22 protein-coding genes are annotated in these 21,000 nt (G+C 63.6%); 6 read left to right on the top strand and 16 right to left on the bottom strand.

Annotation, left to right across the window (positions count from 1 at the left end):
* The first annotated feature begins 87 nt into the window (after nt 1-87).
* Nucleotides 88-1,791: a 3-ketosteroid-delta-1-dehydrogenase gene (locus tag A5704_RS26190; RefSeq protein WP_197504964.1), complete on the top strand. Its 1,704-nt coding sequence runs from the start codon at nt 88-90 to the stop codon at nt 1,789-1,791.
* Here the strand turns inward: A5704_RS26190 and A5704_RS26185 are convergent.
* On the bottom strand, nt 1,788-2,462 hold the full coding sequence (locus tag A5704_RS26185) for a PadR family transcriptional regulator (protein WP_067752631.1): 675 nt from the start codon (nt 2,460-2,462) through the stop codon (nt 1,788-1,790). The genes A5704_RS26190 and A5704_RS26185 overlap by 4 nt on opposite strands.
* 302 nt (nt 2,463-2,764) lie before the next feature.
* Here A5704_RS26185 and A5704_RS28050 point away from each other — a divergent pair, with 302 nt between their 5' ends.
* Nucleotides 2,765-3,340: a PaaI family thioesterase gene (locus A5704_RS28050; RefSeq protein WP_082950352.1), complete on the top strand. Its 576-nt coding sequence runs from the start codon at nt 2,765-2,767 to the stop codon at nt 3,338-3,340.
* A 267-nt stretch (nt 3,341-3,607) separates the two neighbouring features.
* Here A5704_RS28050 and A5704_RS26180 read toward each other — a convergent pair whose 3' ends face one another.
* The 14 genes from A5704_RS26180 to A5704_RS26120 form a co-directional block, all read right to left on the bottom strand.
* Nucleotides 3,608-4,879, bottom strand: a complete 1,272-nt coding sequence (locus A5704_RS26180) for an amidohydrolase family protein (protein ID WP_082950351.1) — start codon at nt 4,877-4,879, stop codon at nt 3,608-3,610.
* Between the two features lie 112 nt (nt 4,880-4,991).
* On the bottom strand, nt 4,992-5,630 hold the full coding sequence (locus A5704_RS26175; protein WP_156670114.1) for a twin-arginine translocation pathway signal: 639 nt from the start codon (nt 5,628-5,630) through the stop codon (nt 4,992-4,994).
* Nucleotides 5,627-6,448: a hypothetical protein gene (locus A5704_RS26170; protein ID WP_067755493.1), complete on the bottom strand. Its 822-nt coding sequence runs from the start codon at nt 6,446-6,448 to the stop codon at nt 5,627-5,629. The genes A5704_RS26175 and A5704_RS26170 overlap by 4 nt, the downstream gene beginning before the upstream one ends.
* Nucleotides 6,449-6,607: 159 nt before the next feature.
* Nucleotides 6,608-7,051 carry a hypothetical protein gene (locus tag A5704_RS26165; RefSeq protein WP_231969374.1) on the bottom strand — a complete coding sequence of 148 codons (444 nt, stop codon included), beginning with the start codon at nt 7,049-7,051 and terminating at the stop codon, nt 6,608-6,610.
* A 10-nt stretch (nt 7,052-7,061) separates the two neighbouring features.
* Nucleotides 7,062-7,415: a hypothetical protein gene (locus A5704_RS29470; RefSeq protein ID WP_082950350.1), complete on the bottom strand. Its 354-nt coding sequence runs from the start codon at nt 7,413-7,415 to the stop codon at nt 7,062-7,064.
* 99 nt (nt 7,416-7,514) lie between these two features.
* Nucleotides 7,515-7,976, bottom strand: a complete 462-nt coding sequence (locus A5704_RS26160; RefSeq protein ID WP_067755530.1) for a hypothetical protein — start codon at nt 7,974-7,976, stop codon at nt 7,515-7,517.
* A gap of 56 nt (nt 7,977-8,032) precedes the next feature.
* Nucleotides 8,033-9,622 (bottom strand): MCE family protein, encoded by a 1,590-nt coding sequence (locus A5704_RS26155; protein ID WP_067891818.1) that lies wholly within the window; start codon nt 9,620-9,622, stop codon nt 8,033-8,035.
* Nucleotides 9,622-10,869, bottom strand: coding sequence for an MCE family protein (locus A5704_RS26150; protein ID WP_082950348.1), 1,248 nt, complete (start codon nt 10,867-10,869; stop codon nt 9,622-9,624). The genes A5704_RS26155 and A5704_RS26150 overlap by 1 nt, the downstream gene beginning before the upstream one ends.
* The gene (locus A5704_RS26145; protein ID WP_082950347.1) at nt 10,866-12,350 is read right to left on the bottom strand and encodes an MCE family protein; all 1,485 of its coding nucleotides are present in this window, start codon (nt 12,348-12,350) and stop codon (nt 10,866-10,868) included. Before A5704_RS26145 ends, A5704_RS26150 begins: the two co-directional genes overlap by 4 nt.
* Nucleotides 12,350-13,429, bottom strand: a complete 1,080-nt coding sequence (locus tag A5704_RS26140) for an MCE family protein (RefSeq protein WP_067755533.1) — start codon at nt 13,427-13,429, stop codon at nt 12,350-12,352. Before A5704_RS26140 ends, A5704_RS26145 begins: the two co-directional genes overlap by 1 nt.
* Entirely contained in the window at nt 13,429-14,454 is a 1,026-nt protein-coding gene (locus A5704_RS26135) for an MCE family protein (protein WP_067755505.1), read from the bottom strand. The genes A5704_RS26140 and A5704_RS26135 overlap by 1 nt, the downstream gene beginning before the upstream one ends.
* Entirely contained in the window at nt 14,451-15,638 is a 1,188-nt protein-coding gene (locus A5704_RS26130; RefSeq protein ID WP_067755508.1) for an MCE family protein, read from the bottom strand. The genes A5704_RS26135 and A5704_RS26130 overlap by 4 nt, the downstream gene beginning before the upstream one ends.
* A 13-nt stretch (nt 15,639-15,651) precedes the next feature.
* Nucleotides 15,652-16,497 (bottom strand): ABC transporter permease, encoded by an 846-nt coding sequence (locus A5704_RS26125; protein WP_067755511.1) that lies wholly within the window; start codon nt 16,495-16,497, stop codon nt 15,652-15,654.
* Nucleotides 16,498-16,504: 7 nt separating this feature from the next.
* Complete coding sequence (locus A5704_RS26120) at nt 16,505-17,353, bottom strand: ABC transporter permease (RefSeq protein WP_067755514.1); 849 nt, start codon at nt 17,351-17,353, stop codon at nt 16,505-16,507.
* A 238-nt stretch (nt 17,354-17,591) separates the two neighbouring features.
* Between A5704_RS26120 and A5704_RS26115 the strand changes: the two genes are divergently transcribed.
* Both A5704_RS26115 and A5704_RS26110 read left to right on the top strand, forming a co-directional pair.
* The gene (locus tag A5704_RS26115; RefSeq protein WP_067755518.1) at nt 17,592-18,398 is read left to right on the top strand and encodes an SDR family NAD(P)-dependent oxidoreductase; all 807 of its coding nucleotides are present in this window, start codon (nt 17,592-17,594) and stop codon (nt 18,396-18,398) included.
* Between the two features lie 165 nt (nt 18,399-18,563).
* Nucleotides 18,564-18,926, top strand: a complete 363-nt coding sequence (locus A5704_RS26110) for a hypothetical protein (RefSeq protein WP_231969380.1) — start codon at nt 18,564-18,566, stop codon at nt 18,924-18,926.
* A 255-nt stretch (nt 18,927-19,181) separates the two neighbouring features.
* On the opposite strand, the gene A5704_RS26105 is transcribed toward A5704_RS26110, so the two are convergent.
* Nucleotides 19,182-19,619, bottom strand: coding sequence for an SRPBCC family protein (locus A5704_RS26105; protein WP_067755521.1), 438 nt, complete (start codon nt 19,617-19,619; stop codon nt 19,182-19,184).
* 217 nt (nt 19,620-19,836) lie between these two features.
* Between A5704_RS26105 and A5704_RS26100 the strand changes: the two genes are divergently transcribed.
* Nucleotides 19,837-20,712 (top strand): enoyl-CoA hydratase, encoded by an 876-nt coding sequence (locus A5704_RS26100; protein WP_067755539.1) that lies wholly within the window; start codon nt 19,837-19,839, stop codon nt 20,710-20,712.
* On the top strand, nt 20,684-21,000 hold a 317-nt coding region (locus A5704_RS26095; protein WP_369828504.1), incomplete at its 3' end, for a 2-keto-4-pentenoate hydratase. The genes A5704_RS26100 and A5704_RS26095, both read left to right, overlap by 29 nt.

Here is a 21,000-nt window from a genome sequence, read left to right as displayed (position 1 = left end):
CGACTGACCGGCAGGTGTAGGGCACGTGTTCCACTGATCAGGACGCCTCTTCCCGCCAAGCGGCCCGGCCGCTTACCGTTACCAGGCGTGACAACGCACAGCGCGACGATTCCTGCTGGACTTCCCGTGTCCGACACGACGGTGGACCTACTCGTGGTCGGTTCGGGAACCGGCATGGCCGCAGCACTCGCCGCCCACGACCGAGGGCTCTCCGTGCTGATTGTCGAGAAGTCCTCGTACGTGGGTGGTTCGACGGCACGTTCCGGTGGGGCGCTGTGGCTGCCCGCGGGCCCGGTGTTGCAGCGGGCCGGTGCCAACGACACCGCCGAGCGCGCCGCCACCTATCTTGACTCCGTGGTTGCGGGCTCAGCGCCGCCTCCGCGTTCCGCGGGGTTTTTGACACATCTCTCCGCGACCGTCGAGCTGCTCGAGCGAACGACTCCGATGCGGCTCTTTTGGGCCCGGGAATACTCCGACTACCACCCCGAAGAGCCCGGTGGCAGCGCAGCCGGGCGTACCTGCGAGTGCCGGCCTCTAGACACTGCCGTCCTGGGCGAATATCGCAGCCGGCTACGGCCAGGAGTCATGGAGGCCGGCTTCACCATCCCTACGACGGGCGCCGACTACCGTTGGCTCAATCTGGTGGCGCGGGTGCCGCGCAAGGGGATTCCGACCCTGGCGAAACGATTGGCCCAAGGTCTCGGTGGCCGGCTGCTGGGCCGGCACTATGCCGCGGGCGGCCAAGCCCTGGCCGCCGCCCTGTTCGCCGGTGTGTTGCGCGCTCAGATCCCGATCTGGACCGACACCAGCTTGGTGCGCCTGGTCGGCAGCGGTGACCGCGTCAGCGGTGCGGTTGTCGGCCATGGCGGCCGTGAAGTGACCATCACGGCCCGGCAAGGGGTGGTGCTGGCCACCGGCGGCTTTGACCACTGCATGGAGATGCGCTGGAAATTTCAGTCCGAGTCACTGGACCCCAACGTCAGCCTGGGCGCCGACTCAAATACCGGCGAGGGGATCCGCGTCGCCCAAGAACTCAGCGCAGACATCGATCTGATGGACCAGGCTTGGTGGTTTCCCGCGATCGCGCCGCTGCCGGGCAAGGCGCCCGCTGTCATGCTCGCGGAGCGATCACTTCCGGGCTGCCTCATCGTCAACCAAAATGGGCATCGCTTCGCCAACGAGTCGGCCGACTACATGTCGTTCGGTCAGCGATTGCTCGAACTCGAGCAGTCCGGGCAACCGGTAGAAGCAATGTGGATCATCTTCGATCAGCAATACCGCAACAGCTATGTCTTTGGCGCCGAACTGTTTCCGCGCATGCCCATTCCACAGACCTGGTATGACGCGGGTATCGCGGTGCGCGCCGACAGCCTGCGCGAACTCGGCGCTCGGATCGGCACTCCCCCGTCAGAGTTCAACCAGACGATGACGCGTTTCAACGAAAGCGCTGCTCTTGGCGAGGATCCCGACTTCGGTCGCGGCCGCAGCGCCTATGACCGCTACTACGGTGACCCGACGATAACGCCGAATCCCAATCTGCGACCGTTGACCAAGGGCCCGTTCTACGCTGTGAAGATGGTGCTCAGCGACCTGGGTACCTGCGGTGGACTCAAGGCCGACGAGCGGGCACGGGTGCTGCGCGAAGACGGCACTGTCATCACCGGGTTGTACGCCATCGGTAACACCGCCGCCAACGCGTTCGGAGCCACATATCCCGGCGCGGGCGCAACGATCGCCCAAGGGTTGGTATACGGCTACATCGCCGCCAGAGACGCCGCCGGCGGCGGTTAGTCGTCTCGGCGCTTGGCTTGGACCTGCTTTTCCACCTCACGCCAGTACCCGGGCGTGGGGCGTAATTTGCCCGATCCGCCTTTCGCCTTCTGCATGGAGCCGTCGGCCTCGTCGATTTCCTTCATCAGTTCCAGCGCAAACTCGCGCTCGGCGGCGTAGTACTTGGCCGCCCAGCGCAGCGCGAGCACTGAGTAGGCCCAAGCGGGCTCGTCCTCGGCGCCTTCGGCGTCCTCGACAGCTTTGCGATGCCTGGCTTCGGCGTAGGCCACGTGGTCCTGCAACATTTCCTTGAGCCGAGCGGGGGTCGTCAGATGACCGAACGTCACGCGCATCAGCACGCTGTGTTTGAGCACCGGCGGATCCACTGGGGCATTGTTGGTCCAGTCGGTGACGGCGTCCAACCCGGCCGCGGTGATCTTGTAGAGCCGGCGGCTGCGGGTGCCCTCGTCACGTTCGATGCGTGATGTCACCAGCCCCAAGCTTTGGAGCTTCTTCAGCTCGGTATAGATCTGGCTGTTCGACGGGCTCCAGTAGTAGAGGTCAACGCTCCAGTCGATCCATTTTTTCAGGTCGTAGCCGGAAACTTCCTCTTCATAAGAGAGCATGCCCAGCAACGCCCAACTGGTGGCGGCAAGTGCCGACTTCACCGGCTTATCGCTGGGCTCGGCCATTTTGCCAGATTAACAGCACAGCCGAGATGTCCCTGTGCTATGCCCGCTGGACGGGACGCCACCTTCCGGACCGCGACCGCTCACTTCACGCTGGTAGGCGATGACCACCGAAGTCGCCAAGCGTCGACTCCATGTGCAGCGTCCCCCGGTTCTGCAGCGTGCGGCCCGCACCACGCCCGCTGCAACGCCAACAGTCGGCGTGCCACGCCTGAGGGACGCCGCGCCCCGGCTCGCGGTTCGCTGTCAGCGAGGGCGAGGACCTTGCCAGCGACACCGCCGACACCGGGGATTTGGGTATACCGATGACTGACCCCTCGTCTACATACGAGCTACTGGCCATTTCCGTTCGCAAACTCATCGACGCAACAATCCGAACGGAGTTGGAGCCCAACGCTATTGCCTCCACAACGGCCGAGATAGACGCAATCACAGGCCGACTGAGCGCCGAGCAGATACCTGGATCGTTCGGCGAGCGCACCCGCGCCGACGGGCAAAACGCGGCTTCAGGTAATGCGGTGATCGGAGTCCGCAACCCGTTGGCTCCCCCACTCGTGATTCACGAGGGAAACGGATTGGTTTGGTCGGAACTCGTCCTCGGTGCAGCCTATGAAGGACCGGCGGGTTACGCGCACGGCGGTGTCTGCGCGATGGTGTTGGACCATGTACTGGGCGCTACCGCCCACAAGCCAGGGCGGCCGGCCTACACCGGGACGCTGACCCTGCGCTACCACCGAGGAACCTCGCTACGAAAGCCTCTTCGCGCCGAGGCCTGGGTCGACCGCGTCGAAGGGGTCAAGACCTTCGCCGCTGGACAGCTCAGCGACAGCGATGGCGTAACCGTTTCAGCAGAAGGGGTTTTCATTCATCCGCGGGAGTAAGCAAAACATCGCCGATAGAGCACGCCTACGACCCATCCCAGACATCGCGTGTTGGAAAGTGCCGAGCCGGGCTGCCCCCATCATCATCTCTGACCGCGGATCTGACGAAACAAACCACCGCATAAGGCCTGAAAAGTTGCGCTTGAGTCAAGCACTGGGGTGCGTCTGAACAGCGCGCTGCGGAAGACCGCTCTCTTCAGTGGCCGGGGGCCTAACCCCGGGCAACTTTATGAACCGGCTTTTGGAGACTCTCGTATCAGGGCGCGATTACCGGCGTTGGGGAGCGAGGCGCTTCAACGCGAGTCCCCCCTCGAAGGGGCGGTAGCCGAACGCGGCCGGGGCACGGTACCCGGTGTCCTCAAGGGGGGTATGCACTTCAGCCACGGTCGGCCCGATCTCGGCTGCAATCGGCGCCAGTGCATCGAGGTCGAATCGGTACAGCCGGGCCGCGTTCTCCGCCAGAATTTTTCGGCACTCGCTTTCCGATCTGTTCTGTAGCGCCCACCGGATGGCCAGCCTGGATTGAGGAGTGAAGCCCTCCTCGTGCGGATAGTCGCTTCCCCATAGAATGTGGTCTGCACCCATGAAATCAATCATCACTGATTCAAAGGGCGCCAATTCGCTGGCCAGGTAGCAGTTCCGCTGGGCGTACTGACTCGGCGTGAGGGTAAGCCCATCGACCGAGGAACCACCGAACATGCCGTACGTGCGGTTGCCGGCTTCGGACTTCATCGTCGGGACCATCGCATCGAGCGTCATCAGTTGCTGCTGTACCCACAGTGTGCCCTGCTCTGTAGGGGCGAACCGTAGCGTGGGGTAACGCTCGAAAACCCCGGCCAGGATGAGATGGCCCAGGCTGCGCTGGGCCCACAGCGCCATTTCCGTGATGAGCACGGCGTTGGATGCCGGCTGATCCATGGGCATTGCCGGACTTCCCGGACCGCCGTGCTGCACGATCGTCAGATCCAGTTGGCTGCACAACTGCCAAATCGGCTCATACCGAGTGTGGAACAGCGGGGCGACATTGGGGTCGCCCGGCGATACTGGGGGCAGCAGCACTCCACCGAAGCAGCCTTGCTCGTTGCCCCAACGAATTTCGTCCAGCGCGGCGTCGACGTCGTTGGGGAATACCTGGATCAGTCCTCGCCGGCGTGCGGGTGCCAGCGAACAAAAATCGACCTGCCATCGGTTGTGCGCCTGCACGCCCGCCCAGCGGTGTTCGAACTCTGCTCGGTTCTGGGGCAACGAGATGGTGATGTTGGGAGACGTCGGAAAGAAGGGAGGAACAGTGTTGGGCAGCAACAGCTCTGCCGCAACCCCGTCAGCGTCCATCTCGGAAATACGCAACTCATGGTCCCAGTTGCGCTTTGCGGTAGCGATGATCAAGTCATCGAAAGGACTGGCATACGTCGTGGCCCACGCGTCGAAGTCGTCGTGGAACGCCTTCGGGAGGTACGGCTTGTATTCGAGGAGGTCGGCGCCGGCGTGGGTATCCGCAGAAATGACAGTGTAGCGGGACGGGGTCTCAGGGGTGGCCATCAATCATCTCCTCAATGAGAATGCGACACCGGTCATTGTCTCGTGGCCGATAACTATGCATGATGAATGTTTCGTTCGGCGGATTCAACCCCGTCCCGGAGCCAGGGCAGTTCTAGATGGGATCGAACGCCGAGATAAGCCATGCGCCATGGACTTTGATCAAGCTGACCATGACGCTGCTGGCGGTCTGGACCGGCTCAGGTTGATCCTTGCTCGTTGTGGTCTGATCGAGGAAGACCAGCACCCTGGCCGTTTCTGGGTGCAGCTCGCTGATGACCGCGCGCTTGACCGCTGCTTGGGTATTGACGGCTTTCTGCTTGGCTGCGGGCGCCACGATTTGGTCGGCAAATTTGCCGTAGTACGTCAAGAAGTCACCGGTCAGGTGTGACTTTGCACCGGCCAGGTCGCTTTCCAGTTTGTCGGGTGTGTAGGACAGCAGCGCGACGGTCCCCTCGGTTGCGGCACCGATCACCGCCTTTGCCGCAGCGTCGTTGGTCTGCTGGTCGTGTCGATATTGGCCAAAGTACAGTGTGGCGGTTGCGGCGGCGGCCGCTACCAACAGCAGACCGATGATGAGTAGCGGCCAGTGCGATAGTGCGGTTCGTATCCGGGTGCGGCGCGTCTCGCTGGCGGCGTCTGCGGTCGTCCTTTGATCGTCACCGGTAGTGTCGTCGCGCTGGTCGTCGCTGGCCCCTGCGAGGGCGAGTTCAACGTTGGTGAGGTTGTCGTTTTCGAGCTGCCCGATGGTCATGGGATGAACTCCATGCTTGACATCTTGATTTTCCCGCCGTCTCGGGCCAGTTTGACGCTGAGCCGCCAAGAACGCGGCTGCTCGGGGGCGCCGGTGGTATTGGAGAGCGTGGAGCTGGCGGCAACGGCCACGACTGCGGTGTCCTCGGTCATGGATTCCAGGCACGCGGCTTGCACGGTCGTCTTGGCCGAGACCTTCGCGGTCTGAGCGGCTTTGACGAACTCCGCGGCCGCGCCGCGGAAGTCATCTCTGAACTGCCCGGTCGAGCTGTCGATGATGCGCTGTACGTCGTCTTTGGCGCTGTCCGCGCTAATCGACATCAGGGTGACCACGACTTGTCGTGCGGCCGCTGTGAATTCCGCGGCACGCTGTTGCTTGTCTAGCAGCTGATTGTGGTGTCGGACCATGACAGCACTCGCGACGAGAAGCGCTGCGGTGCAGAGCATCCCGACGGACGCGACCATCGTGGTTCGTTTCGGGCGGTGGAAGTATGTCTTTCTCTGCCGCCGGGGCGCCTTGCCGCCTTGATCGGGCAGTTCAGTGGCATCGGTGATGTCCCGATCGGTGACGTCATCCGCGGGAGTTGCCGACGCATCGTCGGCTGGGGTCTCAGCGATTTCTGCCGATGCGGTGTCGGTTGCTTCTGACTGTTGGTGTTGCCGCATGGACTGGACGCGGGCCCGGGCAGCGGCGGCGAGCGCTTCGGCTTCGGCAGCTTCTGCCTCCGCTGCCTCGAGAAGCTGAGCATCGACGGGCCGCTCGGAGGTGACATCGAGAGGACTCGCGTCCCGTTTCGGGAACGAACTGGCGGCGGGCATTGCCGTGCTCTCTCCGTTTCCGCCGCGTGCGAGCGAAGCTGGCCGGGCGATTGGTTGATACAAGCGGCTAGTAGCGCACAAGGTAGCGTCGTGCGGCGCAGTCTTGGACTGCAGTTCCCGCTGAGTGAGCATTCACCTCGGCGCCTGCCGAGCACCGAATTACCAGTGGCGCACCGAACACAATGCGCCTTTGACGCCGTTGTTGGTGGCCACGACTGCCCCGTCTATGGCGAGTTCGCAGTGAAAGTCCGGCGTGGCCGGCGACATCCCGCTGGTGGCGACGACCATGGCCCATTCATCGGGAGCTGCCAACCAGACGTCCCGGGTCCACCGTGTGGCTGGCCCCACGTCGGCCTCGACCTTAGGGCTGAATTGGTACGGGTCGTGGCTGTATTCGGCCCAGCCGGGCGGATCGGCGTCCCGGAAGTAGATGTCTGCGGTGACGCGGCGCTGCGCGGTGACGGTGTAGGTGACGTGGTGCAGCACCGGCTCGTCAGCACGGGCAACGGGCGTCGCGGATGCGGCCGTCGCAACGAGGATTGCAACCGCCAGCCCGGCTAGGGACTGCGCGGGACGCCCGAGCATATTGTTCGCCACCGGCATATGGGGTGATTTAGGTGTCGCCACGAACCCAGCGGGGTGCACCGTCGACAGACAGGCATGTGAGGAACAAGCCATCGGGGGCTTGTGCGACCGAGTTTTCGAAGCCCTCGCAGTTGGAGTTCTCCTCTTTGATTCCCCACATCGAGGGGGAACGGAAGTACCGGGGTTCATAACGCCGCGGAGATCCGCAGAAGACCAACCGGCCCCACGAGGTGGTGCCGAACACGAAGTGGGTGGTATCCGGGCACGGCGCGCCCAGCACGACACCTCCGGTGATACCCGGGACGCAGGTTGGGTTGTCACACGTGGACGGTCCAGCCCACCCGTGGACGGGTGTGCACGCCAGGAGGGCCGTCACCGCCATGGCCACGGGCAGGATCGCTCGCGTCGCGCGTCTTTTGAGGCGTAGGTCTGCGAGACGACCCGAATGCTGCGAGGTGATGGATGGTTTCATTCTCGGCCCTCACCCACTCTTGACGAGCTTGAACGGCATGCTGATGAACAACGTCTTACTTCGCCCGCAGGCGCCGCTGACGCCGGTCGTCTCGTCGGCGCCGGTGAGAACGGCCGAGGTTGGATCGACGGCATCTCCGTCGGGGTTGGTGGGGACGAACCTGAAGACCTGGAATCCCTGAGCCGCGGTTCCATCCGGGCAGGGCTGCCAGTTGTCGACGATGTGCTTGACGAACCACACACCGCCGGTTTGATAGATCGGGGCGCGCCAACCCCAGTCGCTGACTACCGTGCCGGTGCATTCGGTGGGATAACTGCAGGTCGTGTTGATCGTCCAGATACTTCGGATGCTGGCCTCGTTGTGAAAGATCTCGTTGGTCTTGGTCCACTCCCCGTTGGATGTCGCCGTGTAGGTGCCGTTCAGGCCCCAGTCGCCGGCCGCGCTGCCGAGGGGCGCGGTGCTTAGCGACATGACCACGACGGCGCCGATGAGGGCTGCGGTCCGAAGACGTCGGCGTGAGCGGCCGCTCATGTGGGGAAGAGGTCTTTCCAGGACCTCGTACCGGCGCGGGGGACCAGGTCCGATTGGCGATACACGGTGCCGTCGGGGGTGGCGTACCGGCCGGTTCGTGGGTCATAGGTTGCGACGGCAACCGATGGGCCGGACCGCCGAGGTGTGTATGCACTCGGCGCGGCAGCCGGGGCGGGCCCCTCGGAACCGTCAGGTGGCGGCGCTGCGGCCGGGGCGGGCGGCGGCGAATCCGGCGGGGGCCCGGGCGCGGGGCCGGCCGCTGGCGGCAGCGGTCCCGGCGGCGGGGTGCCCTCGAGTGGTCCGAAGATTTGGTCACCGAAGCTGACGCGGTCATCGGGCGGGACGCCCTGCGCGACGAGGTTCGGATCGAGGGGGTAGGGACCCAGGACGTGTTGGCGGATCGCCAACGGCTCGAAAGGTTTGTCGCTGTTGCAGATTTCGACCGTGGGCGCGCGCTTGCCGGGATGGCCCATGCACGGGTAGTTCCGGGCGCCGCGTACCCCAATGGGTGAATCCTGCGGCAGTTTGCAGTACAGCCCGTCGGGAGTGTCGATCACCGTCGTGTCCTCTGGTGACCGCCACGACGACGGCGGCAAGAACCCTACCGTGCATGCGGGCGGGTCGCCGATGGTAAGGGTGAAGTCGCCCAGGGAGTATCCGGTGGGATTGTTCTTGGGTGCGCCGTAGGACTGAGTGGCGGCGATGGTGGGCGGCAGCAACACCAGCAGCTGCTCGAGGGAGGGGTGATAGGTGACACCGACCTGGCCCAGCGTGGTGAGGTTCGCCAAGAGCATCGGCAGCGTCGGCTTGACCTGATTGAACAGGCGTGACGCCTCATCGGCGGCCCCTGGAGCCCCGTGCAGCAGCGTCCGTGTCTGGTGGTCGTCGGTGACGAGTTGTTGGCTGACGCCGGCGAGGCTGCGTGCCCACGTGCGGATGGCGCCGCCCGATTGCGCCTGGCCGTCGAGCAGGGGCCGGCTGTCGTCGATGAGGGTGCGTGACCGCTCGGCGTTGGTGTTGGCGTCGCCGACGAGTTGTGACGAGGAGTCCAGCAGCGACCCGACGTCGTACCCGGATCCGTTGAAGACCTTGAACGTTTCGTCGAGCAGACCGCTGATCTTGGTCTTGGGGACGCTGTTGATCAGCGTGCTGACTTGATCCAGCATCGGTCCGACGGCCTGTGGGATCGAGGTGTGTGCCGCGGGGATGATGGAGCCGTCATGTAGGTAAGGTCCTGCCGCCGTCGCTGGCTGCAGGTCCACATATTGCTCTCCGACCGCCGACACGCTGAGCACCTCCGCGCGCAGACCCGCCGGGATTTGCGGGCTGGTGTTCAACGACAGTGTGGCCTCGGCGCCGGCGCGGGTGGGCCGCACGTCGGTGACTTTTCCGACCTCCACTCCTCGATAGGTCACGTTGGAAAACCGGTAAAGTCCGCCGGTGCCCGGCAATTCCAGCGTGACCCGCATGCGGCCGACGCCCAGCAGGGTGGGCACTTGCAGGTATTCGACGATCATCACGGTCATCCCGATGACCGACGCGATGGTGAAGATGGTCAGCTGAATTCGGACGAAGCGCGTCAACATCAGCGGTCCCCCACATCCTGTGGCACGAAATCGGTCGGCGCCGGGATCGGTGGCTGGCTGAGCTGCTGGGTGGTCACCGGGGCGCCGGCCGGCGTTGGCGGACCGGCCATGGGCGGCGTGGCCACCGCGTTCGGCGGGGCCGTGAGGGGCGCGGTGAGCGGGTCCTTGGTGAAGGTGGCATACCAGGGGTCTCCCGGGGCGGGCACCAGCGTGGCTCCCTCCTGCCCCCATCGTGTGCCCAGCAACAGTCCCCTCTTGAGCCGCGGGATCGTGAAGTCGAAAGTGATGAACTCGTTCAAATAGTCGCCCCGGATCGCGCGGTCGATGAAGTTCTGCGGGTAGGGATATGCCGGCGCGAAGGCCAGGACGGTGTCGAGGCTCGGGCCGACGTCGGCGAGTGCGCGCACGGTCGGCTCCAGATTTTTCAGGTTGGCGACCAGATCGTCGTGCGTGGCGTTGATCAATCCGGTGGCCGTGTTGCTGAACACCCGGAATTTATCCAGCGCGGTCGTGATCCTTGGCCGCTCTTTGATCAGAACGTCCAGTGCGGGCGGAATCCGTTGCAGCGCTTCGGTTATGACACCGCTTTGTCCGGCAAGGGTGCCGGCCAGGGCGTTCAATGCCGTGATGGATGCGTTGATGTTGTCACGCTGGGAATCCAAAACACCGACGAAGTCGTTCAAATGCGTCAGCAGATCGCGGATCTTGTCCTCGCGCCCGCCCAGTGCCGCGTTGAACTCGTTGATGAGGCCTCCGACCTTGCCCAGTCCCCCGCCGTTGACGACAACTGACAGCGAGGACAGGGTCTGCTCGGTGGACGGATAGGTCGAGGAGCGTTGCAGACCGATGGTCGCCCCGGGTGCGAGCCTGCCGGCCGCGGGCACGCCCGGTGGGGGGTTCAGTTCCAGGTGCATCGAGCCCAACAGGCTTGTCTGGCCGATCCTGGCGAGAGCGTTGGCCGGCACCACGGCGTCTGGACGCACCGAGATATCCACGTCGGCATGCCAATCGCGCAGCGTCATCTTGCCCACGCTGCCAACGACGACGTCGTTGATCATCACCGGCGAATTAGATTCCAGCGTACCGACATTAGCGATTTGGACGTGGTAAGTCACCGCGTCCTGGCCTCGTCCGACGGTGCCAGGTAGAGGCAGTGAATTGAGGCCATCGAAAGCGCATCCGGTTGCCGTCAACACCACCCATGACGCGATCGCTGCGAGACGCCGCGTTGATCGCGATCCGGTCACGGTGTGCCTCCGGGCTGGGATGCGGTCGGCAGCGGTGGTTGCGGACCAGCCGGCAGCAGCATGTCCTGCAGGCTGGCCGGGCCGGGGGCCGCTGGGGCCGGCCGGGGCACTCCCGGTGGGATTGGCGCACGGGGGAACAGCGCTGGCGAAGGGTCAGCGGGTAATCCGTTAGGGGCGTAGATCCCCGGGGGACCCGGCGGCAATTCCCATCCCGGAGGGGGTGGTATGTCGCCCGCGCCGGTGTAGGCCGACACTGCGGGTGGATCGGTTGGGATGGGGGGGACTCCGCCCGGCCCGCCGGGCATCAGGTTCGGATCCGAATAGACGAGGTTGTCCGGGCTCGGCGATTTGGCCAGATAGGCGTTGAACGGGATCGGTAGGTAGTTGAAGTTGATCAAACGCAGTGCGGGGCCCAAGTATTGGGCGCACAGCTTCGCCGTCTCGGCCGCGGTGGCATTCTTCACCGCGCCGATCGCCGAGCACACCAGTGCCACCGGATTGGCGAAGTTCGACATGGCGAAGGCTCCCCGTGCCGTTCCGGAGTCCGGGCTATAGATGTTGTAGCCGTTGGCGATTGCGTTGGGCGCCACGTGCAGAAGGTTTTCCACCGCCATGCGGTTGTCGGCCAGGTTTTTCGTCACGTTGGCCAGTCGTTGAATTTGTTCTGCGGTCTGGTCTCGGCTTCCGGCGATGAATCGGCGCACCTCACCGACCGCCGAGGATAGGTTGGTCAGCGCGGCATCCAAGTCTGACCGGTTGCCGTCCACGACGCTGCTCACCGTTGCGAGGCGGTCCTGGAATTCGACGATCTGGACGTTGCTGTCGCGCAGGGCGGTAACGAAGATCTGAAGATTCTTGATGATGTCGACGATGTTGCCGCTACCGCCGGCGAGGATGCGCCCGACCTGAGACAGCTCGGTGATCGTCCGCCGAAGCTTGTCGCCGTTGCCGTCCATGGCATTGGCCGCGCTGTCGATAAAGTGCCCGAGCGAACTGGTGGAAAGGCCGCTTGCGGGACCCAATTCGGTGGCCAGCCGCATCAGTTGCGTTTTGACCTGATCCCACTCGACGGGTACCGCGGTTCGCTCCACGCCGATCACCGCCCCATCGGCCATCGTCGGACCGCCGGTTCCCGTGGCTTCGTAAGCCGGGGTCAGCTGCACATACCGGGCCGCCACCAGGTTCTGTGCCACGATCACGGCCTTGGCGTCGGCCGGGATCGGCACATCACGGTCGACGGCCAGTGTCATCTTGGCCTGGGTCCCCTGGGGTTCGATGGACTTGATGGTGCCAACCTTGACCCCCACCACGCGCACCTCGTCGCCGGGGTAGATGGCGGTCGCGGAGCGGAAATATGCGGTAATCACCATGGGCCCGAACACTTCGGCGTGTACCACGAAAGCCGTTCCCGCAGCGATAAGTCCCACCAATGTCACCAGCAGCGCCTTGGTGTACCACGCCTTGTTCACCCCGGTCGCCATCATCGTCCTCCCGGAATGCCGTTGTGCGGCCAGGGGAATTCCGCGCGCGGTCCGGCATTGTCGGGTGGTTGACCCGCATTGACGCCCCGCCGGAATCCGAACGCGTAGTCCAGGAACGGTTGCAGGGCCTGCGCCGGGATCAGATTGCCGACGAATGCGTTGTAATAAAAGCCGTTGTTGACCGATTCGCCCTGGGTTACTTGGTATTTGGCTAATCCGACGATCGCCTTGGCGATGTTATCGCGGTTCTTTTCCAGCATCGCGGTGACCGAGTTGAGTTTGGCCAGTGTCGGCGCGAGTTCTTTTTCGTTGTCCGCCACCATGCCCGAGAGTTGCTGGGCCAGCGCCGAGGTGTTGGCCAGCAGGTTGACGATCGAGTAACGACGCTGATTCAGGACTCCGAGCAGGTCGTTGGCATTGAGCAACATGGTGTTGACCTGCTGGCTGCGTTCCGACAGGATGCCGGTGACATCGGCGGCGCTTTTGAGAAGATGGGCCAGCGATTCATTCCTGCTGTTCAACGATTGCGACAGTCTGCTCAGGCCGTCGAACGTGGGCCCCAGTCGTGGTGTGATCCGCTCGATCGTTTCGGCCAATGTGTCCAAGGATGCGTTGAGCGCGCCGGTGTCGGTGGCGGCGGTGTTGGCGGTGAAGTCGCTGACGGCGTCGGTCAGGGAGTATGGCGATGTCGTCCGATGTACCGGGATGACATCGGAGGAGTGCATGCTGCCGGCGCCTGCGGGCTCTAAGGCCAGCATCCGCGCACCCAGCAGGGTGCCCGTCCTGATGTGGGCTGTCGTGCTCGATCCCAGGTGCACATTGGCGTCGAGGCTAAAGGTCACCAATGCTTTGCCATGGCTGAGCGTGACGTCGGAGACCGTTCCCATTTTCACGCCCGACACTCGGACGTCGTTGCCTGCAGTTAGGCCCCCGGCCTCGGTGAACAGCGCCTGGTACCGGATGGAGGTAGCCATCGACCACAGCTGTTGGGGGTGCAGGCCGATGATGATGACTAGCACGATCAGCACGAACGCGATGAAGCCGGCCCGGATGAGTTGTGTGCCGCGATATTTCAGCATCAGGGTTCCCCGCATCGTCCGGTGTTTTGGGTGATCCACGGGAAGACGGCCGTGCGGCCCTGAAGGTCGGTGACGCGAATGGAGATGCCACACAGGTACTGGTTGATGAAACTTCCGTAGGCGCCCAACCGCACGAGTTTGCGGTAGTTTTCGGGGGCTTTCTGCAAAGCGAGGTCCAGCCGCGCCTTGTCATTGTCGAGCAACGGAGCCAGCCGATTGAGTTGGTCGACGGTACCGGCCAGCGGCGGACGGGCCTGGGTAAGCAGGTCGGCCAATGACGCGGTTCCCTTGTCGAGCGCGGTGATGGCGTCGCCTATCAGATCACGGTCAGCCGACAAGTCCGTGATGAGCCGCTCGAGGCGTCCGACCGTCGCCGAGAATTTGCCGCCGTCCTTGGCCACCGTGGCGACCACCTCGTTGAGATTGTCGATCAACTGCTGCACCACTTGCCCGTTGTCGGCCAGGGCGTTGGAGAAGGACGAGGTCTTGGCGAACAACGACTCCACATCGCCGCTGCTGCCTTGCAGAATCTGGATCAACGAGTTGGTCAGCGCATTCACCGATTGAGGGTTGAGCCCCTGAATCACCGGTTTGAGCCCACCCAACAACAAATCGAGGTCCAGCGCCGGCTCGGTGCGGTTTATCGGAATCCGCGATCCGGGCGGCTGAATCCCGGCAGAACCGGGGGCGTCGAGCAGGTCAAGGTAGCGATCCCCGACCAGGTTGAGGTAACGCACCGCGACTCGCGTGCTGGTAGTGAGCCTGACCTCGCGGTTCGCGTCGAAACTCACCAGCACGGTGTTATTCGATTGCAGCGCAACATGATTGACCGTGCCGACCCGGATCCCGGCGGCACGCACCGAATCACCGGCCTTAAGGCTGGAGGCATCGCTCAACACCGCGGAATAGCCATATGTCGAACCTGTGCGGTACTGGCCGAGGATGGCGAACAGGGCAGCCGTCAGCACAATAGTCACCACCGCGAACAGCCCGAACTTGACGGTCGTCCCGACCGAGCCCGTCATCCCGGCATCCCGATCTGTGGGGTGTTGCGCGGCGGCCCGTCGATCGGCCCGAACAGCCACTGCTTAAGACGATTGGAGTTCAACAGGATTCCCTGGTTTCCGTACTGCGCCTGGTTGGCGTCAATGTCGGTGACCAGGTAGGGCGGGCGGTGCCCGAAGCCCACGTCTGGTAGGCCCATGCATTGCGGACCGCCCGTCGCCGCGACCTTGGGGAGGTTCTGCGGGTACCGGTAACGTTCGGTGCCCAGCAGAAACGAATCCAGCAACAGGACACCCGGTACGGGCAGGGGCGGACCGGTGGCCAGCGGCTTGAGGCCGGCCAGCGCGCAGGTGATGGCTTGGTTGTATTTGTTGGTCAGGTTCGTGGTGGGGACCAGCAGATGAAGGACGGCAGTGAACGCCTGCGCGTTGTCCGCCAGCACGTCGTTTCCGATGTCGGCCAGCGCAATCGCGCTGATGAGCGCGGTGTCGAGATCACGCTGCCGGTCGACCACGGTGTCGCTCAGCCGGGTCGCGTTTTGAACCGTCTTAACCAGTTCGGGGGCCACGTCGGCGTAGGCGTTGAGCACCTGTGGGGCCACCGAGAGTTCGTGCCTCAGGGAGGTCAGGCTCGGGTCGATCTTGGTCAACAGGGCGTCCAGATCGGCCAGGGTGTGGCCGAGTTTGTCACCGCGGCCGCTGAACGCTTGCGCGAGAGCGCCAAGGGTCTCATTGAGCTTTTCCGGTTCGATCTGCGACAACACCGACACCAATTGCTCGAACACGGTGTCGATTTCGACGGTGACATGCTCAGAGTCAAGGATTTGGCCCGCCTTCAGCGACTGGGGGGAGGGATCGGGCGGTGGGATGAGTTGCACGAATTTCGACCCGAAGACGGTCGTTGATTCGATGTCGACGCCGGTATTGGCGGGAATCAGATTCAGCCAGGAGGGATTGATCGCCAGGTGAATCGCGGCCCGGCCGTCGGGCAGGTTGTCGATCGAGGAGACCTTGCCCACTTGTGCACCATGCAGCTTCACCTTGGCGTCCGGGTTCATCACCAGTCCCGCCCGGGGCGATAGCACCGTGACCGGCACCGATTCGATGGCACCGCCTTCGAACAACACGATGGTGGCAGCGACGATCGCGCCGATCACACCGACGGTGGCCAGACCCAGCAAGGGGCGAACAGTGTTGTTCCACATCAGCTTTCTTCCCCTAGCCCGACAAGTTGAAGTTGCCGTTGGCGCCGTAAATGGCCAGCGAAACCAGCAGGGTGACCGACACGATGATGATCAGGGAAGTGCGCACCGCAGTACCCACCGCGACCCCGACACCCGAGGGTCCCCCGCTGGCGAAGTAGCCGTAGTAGGTGTGGGTGAACAGGATGGCCAAGGCCATCAGGATCGCCTGCAGAAATGACCACAATAGGTCGGTTGGGTTCAGAAACGTCGAGAAGTAGTGACCATAGAGCCCACCGGATTGCCCCAGCACGACCACGGTGGTGAATTGGCTGGCCACGAACGACAAGATGACCGCGATCGAGTACAGCGGCGTGATCGCCAGCATACCGGCGACGATCCGTGTGCTCACTAGGTAGGAAACGGGCCGGATCCCCATACTTTCGAGCGCATCGATTTCCTCATTGATGCGCATGGCGCCCAGTTGGGCGGTCACGCCGGCGCCGAAGGTGGCCGCCAAGCCGATGCCGGCGACAATCGGCGCCGAGATACGGACGTTGATGAACGCGGCCAAAAAGCCGGTCAACGCCTCGATGCCAATGTTGCCCAGCGAGCTGTATCCCTGGATGGCCAGCGTCCCACCCGTCGCCAAGGTGAGAAATCCGACGATGACCACTGTCCCGCCGATCATCGCCAAGGTGCCAGCGCCCATGCTGATTTCGGCGATCAAGCGGATGATTTCTCGCCGGTAGCGGGTGGCCGCAAACGGGGCCCCGGCGATCGCCTTCCCGTAGAACGCGACGTGGTCACCGATGCCGGTCAGCGCGCTGATCGGTCTGTTGATTTCTCGGGCCAGACCCGGATATGCCGCTCGCAGCGTCACCGTCTGCCTACTTCGCCGTCATCTGGATGCCGATAGCCGTCACCACGACGTTGATGACAAACAGCGACATGAACGCGTATACCACCGTCTCGTTGACGGCGTTGCCCACAGCTTTGGCGCCGCCACCGGTGATCGTCAGCCCGCGGTAGCAGGCCACCAGGCCGGCGATGAGACCGAACAACAGCGCTTTGACCGAGGAAATGATCAATTCGGGCACCCCGGTCAGCAGGGTGATGCCCGCCGCGAATGCACCCGGGTTGACGTCCTGGACGAACACCGAGAACGTGTAGCCGCCCAGGATGCCGATGATGCAGACGACGCTGTTGAGCAGCAGTGCCACCAGTCCCGATGCCAGCATGCGCGGGGTGACCAATCGTTGAACGGGATTGATTCCCAACACTTCCAACGCGTCGATCTCTTCACGGATGGTGCGCGAGCCCAGATCGGCGCACATCGCCGTGGCGCCGGCGCCCGCCACGATCAGCACCGTGACCAGGGGGCCGACCTGGGTGACCGCCCCGAAGGCTGCACCCGCCCCCGAAAGGTCGGCCGCACCCAGTTCGCGCAGCAGGATATTGAGCGTGAAGCTGACCAGCACGGTAAATGGAATGGCTACCAGCAGCGTGGGCATCAGCGAGACGCGTGCGACAAACCACGACTGATCCAGGAACTCTCGTCCCTGAAACGGCCTGCGGACAGCGAACTTCGCCGCATCGGCCGCCATCGCGGCCAGTCCCCCGATGGCCTGCATGGGCCCAGCCAGCTTGGCGCCAAACGACGAAAGCCCCGGCGACCAACGGTCGGGCGCCTTCGTGATCACCGGCTGTGGCTCCTTCACCTCGTCGACACCAGACATCGCAGCTCGGGTCACGCCCTGCACCACATCGGTCCGAGCTGCGTCGAGCAGAACCCTCCCAGTCGGGTGAGACGTGAACCACACGATGTCCCGCTTACCGGGACGCCTATCCATCGCTGCGGATCCCATGCGAGGGCACCCGAACCGGGTCCATACCGGGCCCCTCCCCGCCTAGGAGAGGACCACCCACCGGGACATGCGGCTGACATTGCCGATTCCGCGGAGCACCATCCCCGTTGTGAACAGTCCTCAGAGATATGCGAATCGCCGCGTTTTGATCAGCGGGGGTGGCTCGGGCATTGGACAAGCAACCGTGCTGCGCGTGCTGGAGGAAGGCGGACGAGTTGTGGCCGCCGACATCAGCGAGTCCGGGTTGAAGGACACGGTGGCCAAGGCCGACACGTACGCGTACCGGCTCGCCACGGTGACGTTGGACGTCGGCGACGAGCAGTCCGTCCGCGACGGTGTCGGCCGGGCGCTCGCGGCGCTGGGAGGTCTCGACACGTTGGTCAACGCGGCGGGGATTCTGCGCTCGGCCCATTTCCTGGACACCACCGTGGCCGATTTTGAGCAGGTACTCCGTATCAACCTGGTCGGCACCTTCCTGATGACCCGCGAGGCGATCCCGGCCCTACGCGAGGGCGTCGGTCCAGCCGTGGTCAACTTCAGCTCCACCTCGGCGGCCTTTGCTCACCCGTATATGTCCGCCTACGCCGCATCCAAGGGCGGAATTCAGTCGATGACACATGCGTTGGCAATGGAGTTCAGCAAAGAGGGAATCCGGTTCAACTCGGTGCAGCCGGGGTCAATTTCCTCCGGAATGACTGATGGCACAGGAGAATCGAAGCAGAGCGTAGGTCCGGGCCTACCTGCTGACGTCGACTTTTCCTTGTTCGGCAAGGTTCAGCCCGTACTTCCACTGGCTGACGGCGCGATCTTCGCCAGACCAGACGCTGTAGCCGCCGTAGTAGCCATGCTGGGCTGTCCCGACGCCTATTTCATCACCGGCACCGAAGTCCGTGTGGACGGCGGCTCGCATATGTGAGCCGCGACCAGCGGCCCCGCCGAGGGCAGTCCGCCATTGCGGTGGGTAACGGCATGTCGTCTGATCCTTCGGCCCAAACAGAATGGAGCGAACTTGAAGGCGCTCATACTGGGTATCTGCCTGGCGGCGGCGGCCTTCGGGCTCGTGCCCGTGGCCCACGCGGAGATGCGAACCGGCAATTACCAGCTTTTGATCACCGGCAGGTACGACTTCCATACCTGGATCTGGGCGATTTCGTCGTGCAGCGGTGACTGTGTCAGCGTGAGCGCGATACCCCAACCGGTAGCCAGGGCATTCGAGTACACCGGCACCGCTCGGTTCGCCGATGGCCGCTATACCTTGAGTGTCGACGTTCCCGACGGTCTGCGTTGTGGTGACATCTACTACGGCCCCGTGATACCCACGCACGACGTCTACGCATGGGATGCGTCCGCGCTTGCTGGCTCGTTGGACTCCTCGTTTTCCTCGGGTTGTAACGGGTCGCCGGCGGGAACCTACACGTATCCGTTCACCCTGGTCCGCATGTAGATCGTGCAGCCTAACCTTCTCCCCTGCGCGGCGAGTGGCTAACATCAACGACTTCCGGTCACCCGCCCGCACGTGTGGGTGGCGGTGATCGGCGATGCGAAGACAACGGCCTGGCTCCGGCCACCACGCGGGGCACCAAACCCAGCCCGCCATCGGGCCGCGTGTAATGACCAAGGAGGCTGACGGTAAATGGCTTTGGGCCATCTTGATCCTGTAGACGAGACCGGTGGCAATCCATGCTCACCGGCACGGTGGCTACGTCGGCTGCGCTTCGGCTCCCCGGGCGAGAGCGGTCACCATCGTGGGCATGCTCGCGCGCAGCATGAGCCAGATCAGCGGCCCTGTGAGCGGAATGCGGCTCCGAAACGTTGCCTTCCATACGATGTGAGATCCGCGAGACGTAGTGGATATATGAACATCGGCGCGGTGATCGGTGACGGGGATTCCCGAGAGGATGGTATAGGCGTGGTGGTAGGGGCGGTCAGCGATCAGAATTTTTTCGCGCATAGTCAAGCCGCTCATGGTGATTCGACGTATAGCCCCGGTACGGGAGTTGGCCGTTCCGGGGTACTCCCAGACCGCGGCCCGCACACCGCCTAGCCACTCAGGCCACCGCGTGACATCAGTGAGCAGGTCGTAAACGATCTGCGCTGGCGCGGCACATGTCCGCTCAAAGCGCAACGAGAAGCGCATAGCGTTGACGCTACGCGGAAACGGCGCATGTACCGGATCGGTAATCCCGACAGTCGGGATGCGCTGAGTAACGAGGCGGCGCCGCACGGATTGCCGGCACGCATCCCACCAGCTGTGATCGAGATGACTCCCAGTGTATGGAAACCGACTACTGCCTGCGGGTCGACTGCGCTGATGATGGTCAGAACCGGAATGCGTGATGACGGAAGGCATCAACATGGACACGCCAGATGTAGACGAAGTGGTCACCTATGCAGTGACCTCCGGAGTCGCTGTGGTCACCATGAACCGTCCGCGTTACCGCAATGCGCAGAACTCGGCGATGACCTACGCCCTGGATGCAGCGTTTAGGCGCGCAGTGGACGATGACGACATCAAGGTGATCGTGTTGGCGGGTGCCGGCGAGCACTTCAGCGCCGGTCACGATATCGGCACCCCCGAACGTGACCACAACGTGCGCTATGAGAATCGGGCGGTGTTGTGGTGGGACCACGTCGACAAGCCAGGCGGCGACCAACGTTTTGCGCGGGAGACAGAGGTCTATCTTGGGATGTGCCGAAGGTGGCGCGAAATCCCGAAGCCCACTATCGCGATGGTGCAAGGCGCGTGTGTGGCCGGTGGTCTGATGCTTGCCTGGGCCTGTGACCTGATCGTGGCCGCCGATGATGCCTTCTTCAGCGATCCCGTTGTGCGCATGGGCATTCCGGGCGTCGAATATTTCGCACACCCTTGGGTGCTCGGACCCCGGTTTGCCAAGGAGATCTTGTACACAGGTGAGAGGTTCAGCGCGCAGCGTGCCTACGAAATCGGTATGGTCAATCGAGTCGTCGCACGGCCGCAGCTACGCGATGAAACCTTCGGCCTTGCAACGCGTATCGCGGCGATGCCCCAATTCGGTCTCGCACTGGCCAAGCGGGCGGTCAACCACTGCGAAGACCACATGGGATTACGCAATGGCATGGACGCCGTCTTCGGTCTTCACCACTTCGCACATGCCCATAACGCCGAGATCGGGACCGGCCCACTCGGCGGGATGGACGCCAAGGCAATGACTTCACCTGCAAATGCTGAGGGAACCAATTCTCGTGCTTAGCAGGGAATTACACCACCAGCTAGCTGTCCAGTTGGCGCAGGCTGGGCGGAGCCGCTCACCGATCGCTCCGCTGACCGCTGTTCATCCGGAGATCGACGTCGTCGATGCCTATGAGATCCAGCTGATCAACATCCGGCAGCGGGTGGCCGAGGGGGCTCGGGTGCTGGGCCATAAGGTTGGCCTGTCGTCGAAGGCGATCCAGCAGATGATGGGGGTCGACGAGCCGGACTACGGGCATTTGCTCGACGAGATGCAATTGTTCGAAGACACCCCGGTTAAGGCGAGCCG

Origin of the sequence: Mycobacterium sp. E735 (assembly GCF_001666955.1) — a bacterium.
In the GTDB taxonomy this organism is placed as follows: Bacteria; Actinomycetota; Actinomycetes; order Mycobacteriales; family Mycobacteriaceae; genus Mycobacterium.
The sequence above is the reverse complement of the archived record's forward strand: the minus strand, read 5'-3'. Positions and strand labels throughout refer to the sequence as shown.

Bases quoted from the DNA above. Each gene is read 5' to 3' on its own strand.
- A5704_RS28050 (WP_082950352.1), top strand. From the start codon at position 2,765: ATGACTGACCCCTCGTCTACATACGAGCTACTGGCCATTTCCGTTCGC.
- A5704_RS26130 (WP_067755508.1), bottom strand. From the start codon at position 15,638: ATGTGGAACAACACTGTTCGCCCCTTGCTGGGTCTGGCCACCGTCGGT.
- A5704_RS26145 (WP_082950347.1), bottom strand. From the start codon at position 12,350: ATGGCGACCGGGGTGAACAAGGCGTGGTACACCAAGGCGCTGCTGGTG.
- A5704_RS26140 (WP_067755533.1), bottom strand. From the start codon at position 13,429: ATGCTGAAATATCGCGGCACACAACTCATCCGGGCCGGCTTCATCGCG.
- A5704_RS26120 (WP_067755514.1), bottom strand. From the start codon at position 17,353: ATGTCTGGTGTCGACGAGGTGAAGGAGCCACAGCCGGTGATCACGAAG.
- A5704_RS26105 (WP_067755521.1), bottom strand. From the start codon at position 19,619: ATGCGCTTCTCGTTGCGCTTTGAGCGGACATGTGCCGCGCCAGCGCAG.
- A5704_RS26100 (WP_067755539.1), top strand. From the start codon at position 19,837: ATGGACACGCCAGATGTAGACGAAGTGGTCACCTATGCAGTGACCTCC.
- A5704_RS26175 (WP_156670114.1), bottom strand. From the start codon at position 5,630: ATGACCATCGGGCAGCTCGAAAACGACAACCTCACCAACGTTGAACTC.
- A5704_RS26110 (WP_231969380.1), top strand. From the start codon at position 18,564: ATGCGAACCGGCAATTACCAGCTTTTGATCACCGGCAGGTACGACTTC.
- A5704_RS29470 (WP_082950350.1), bottom strand. From the start codon at position 7,415: ATGGCGGTGACGGCCCTCCTGGCGTGCACACCCGTCCACGGGTGGGCT.
- A5704_RS26185 (WP_067752631.1), bottom strand. From the start codon at position 2,462: ATGGCCGAGCCCAGCGATAAGCCGGTGAAGTCGGCACTTGCCGCCACC.
- A5704_RS26180 (WP_082950351.1), bottom strand. From the start codon at position 4,879: ATGGCCACCCCTGAGACCCCGTCCCGCTACACTGTCATTTCTGCGGAT.
- A5704_RS26165 (WP_231969374.1), bottom strand. From the start codon at position 7,051: ATGCCGGTGGCGAACAATATGCTCGGGCGTCCCGCGCAGTCCCTAGCC.
- A5704_RS26155 (WP_067891818.1), bottom strand. From the start codon at position 9,622: ATGTTGACGCGCTTCGTCCGAATTCAGCTGACCATCTTCACCATCGCG.
- A5704_RS26160 (WP_067755530.1), bottom strand. From the start codon at position 7,976: ATGTCGCTAAGCACCGCGCCCCTCGGCAGCGCGGCCGGCGACTGGGGC.
- A5704_RS26135 (WP_067755505.1), bottom strand. From the start codon at position 14,454: ATGACGGGCTCGGTCGGGACGACCGTCAAGTTCGGGCTGTTCGCGGTG.
- A5704_RS26170 (WP_067755493.1), bottom strand. From the start codon at position 6,448: ATGCCCGCCGCCAGTTCGTTCCCGAAACGGGACGCGAGTCCTCTCGAT.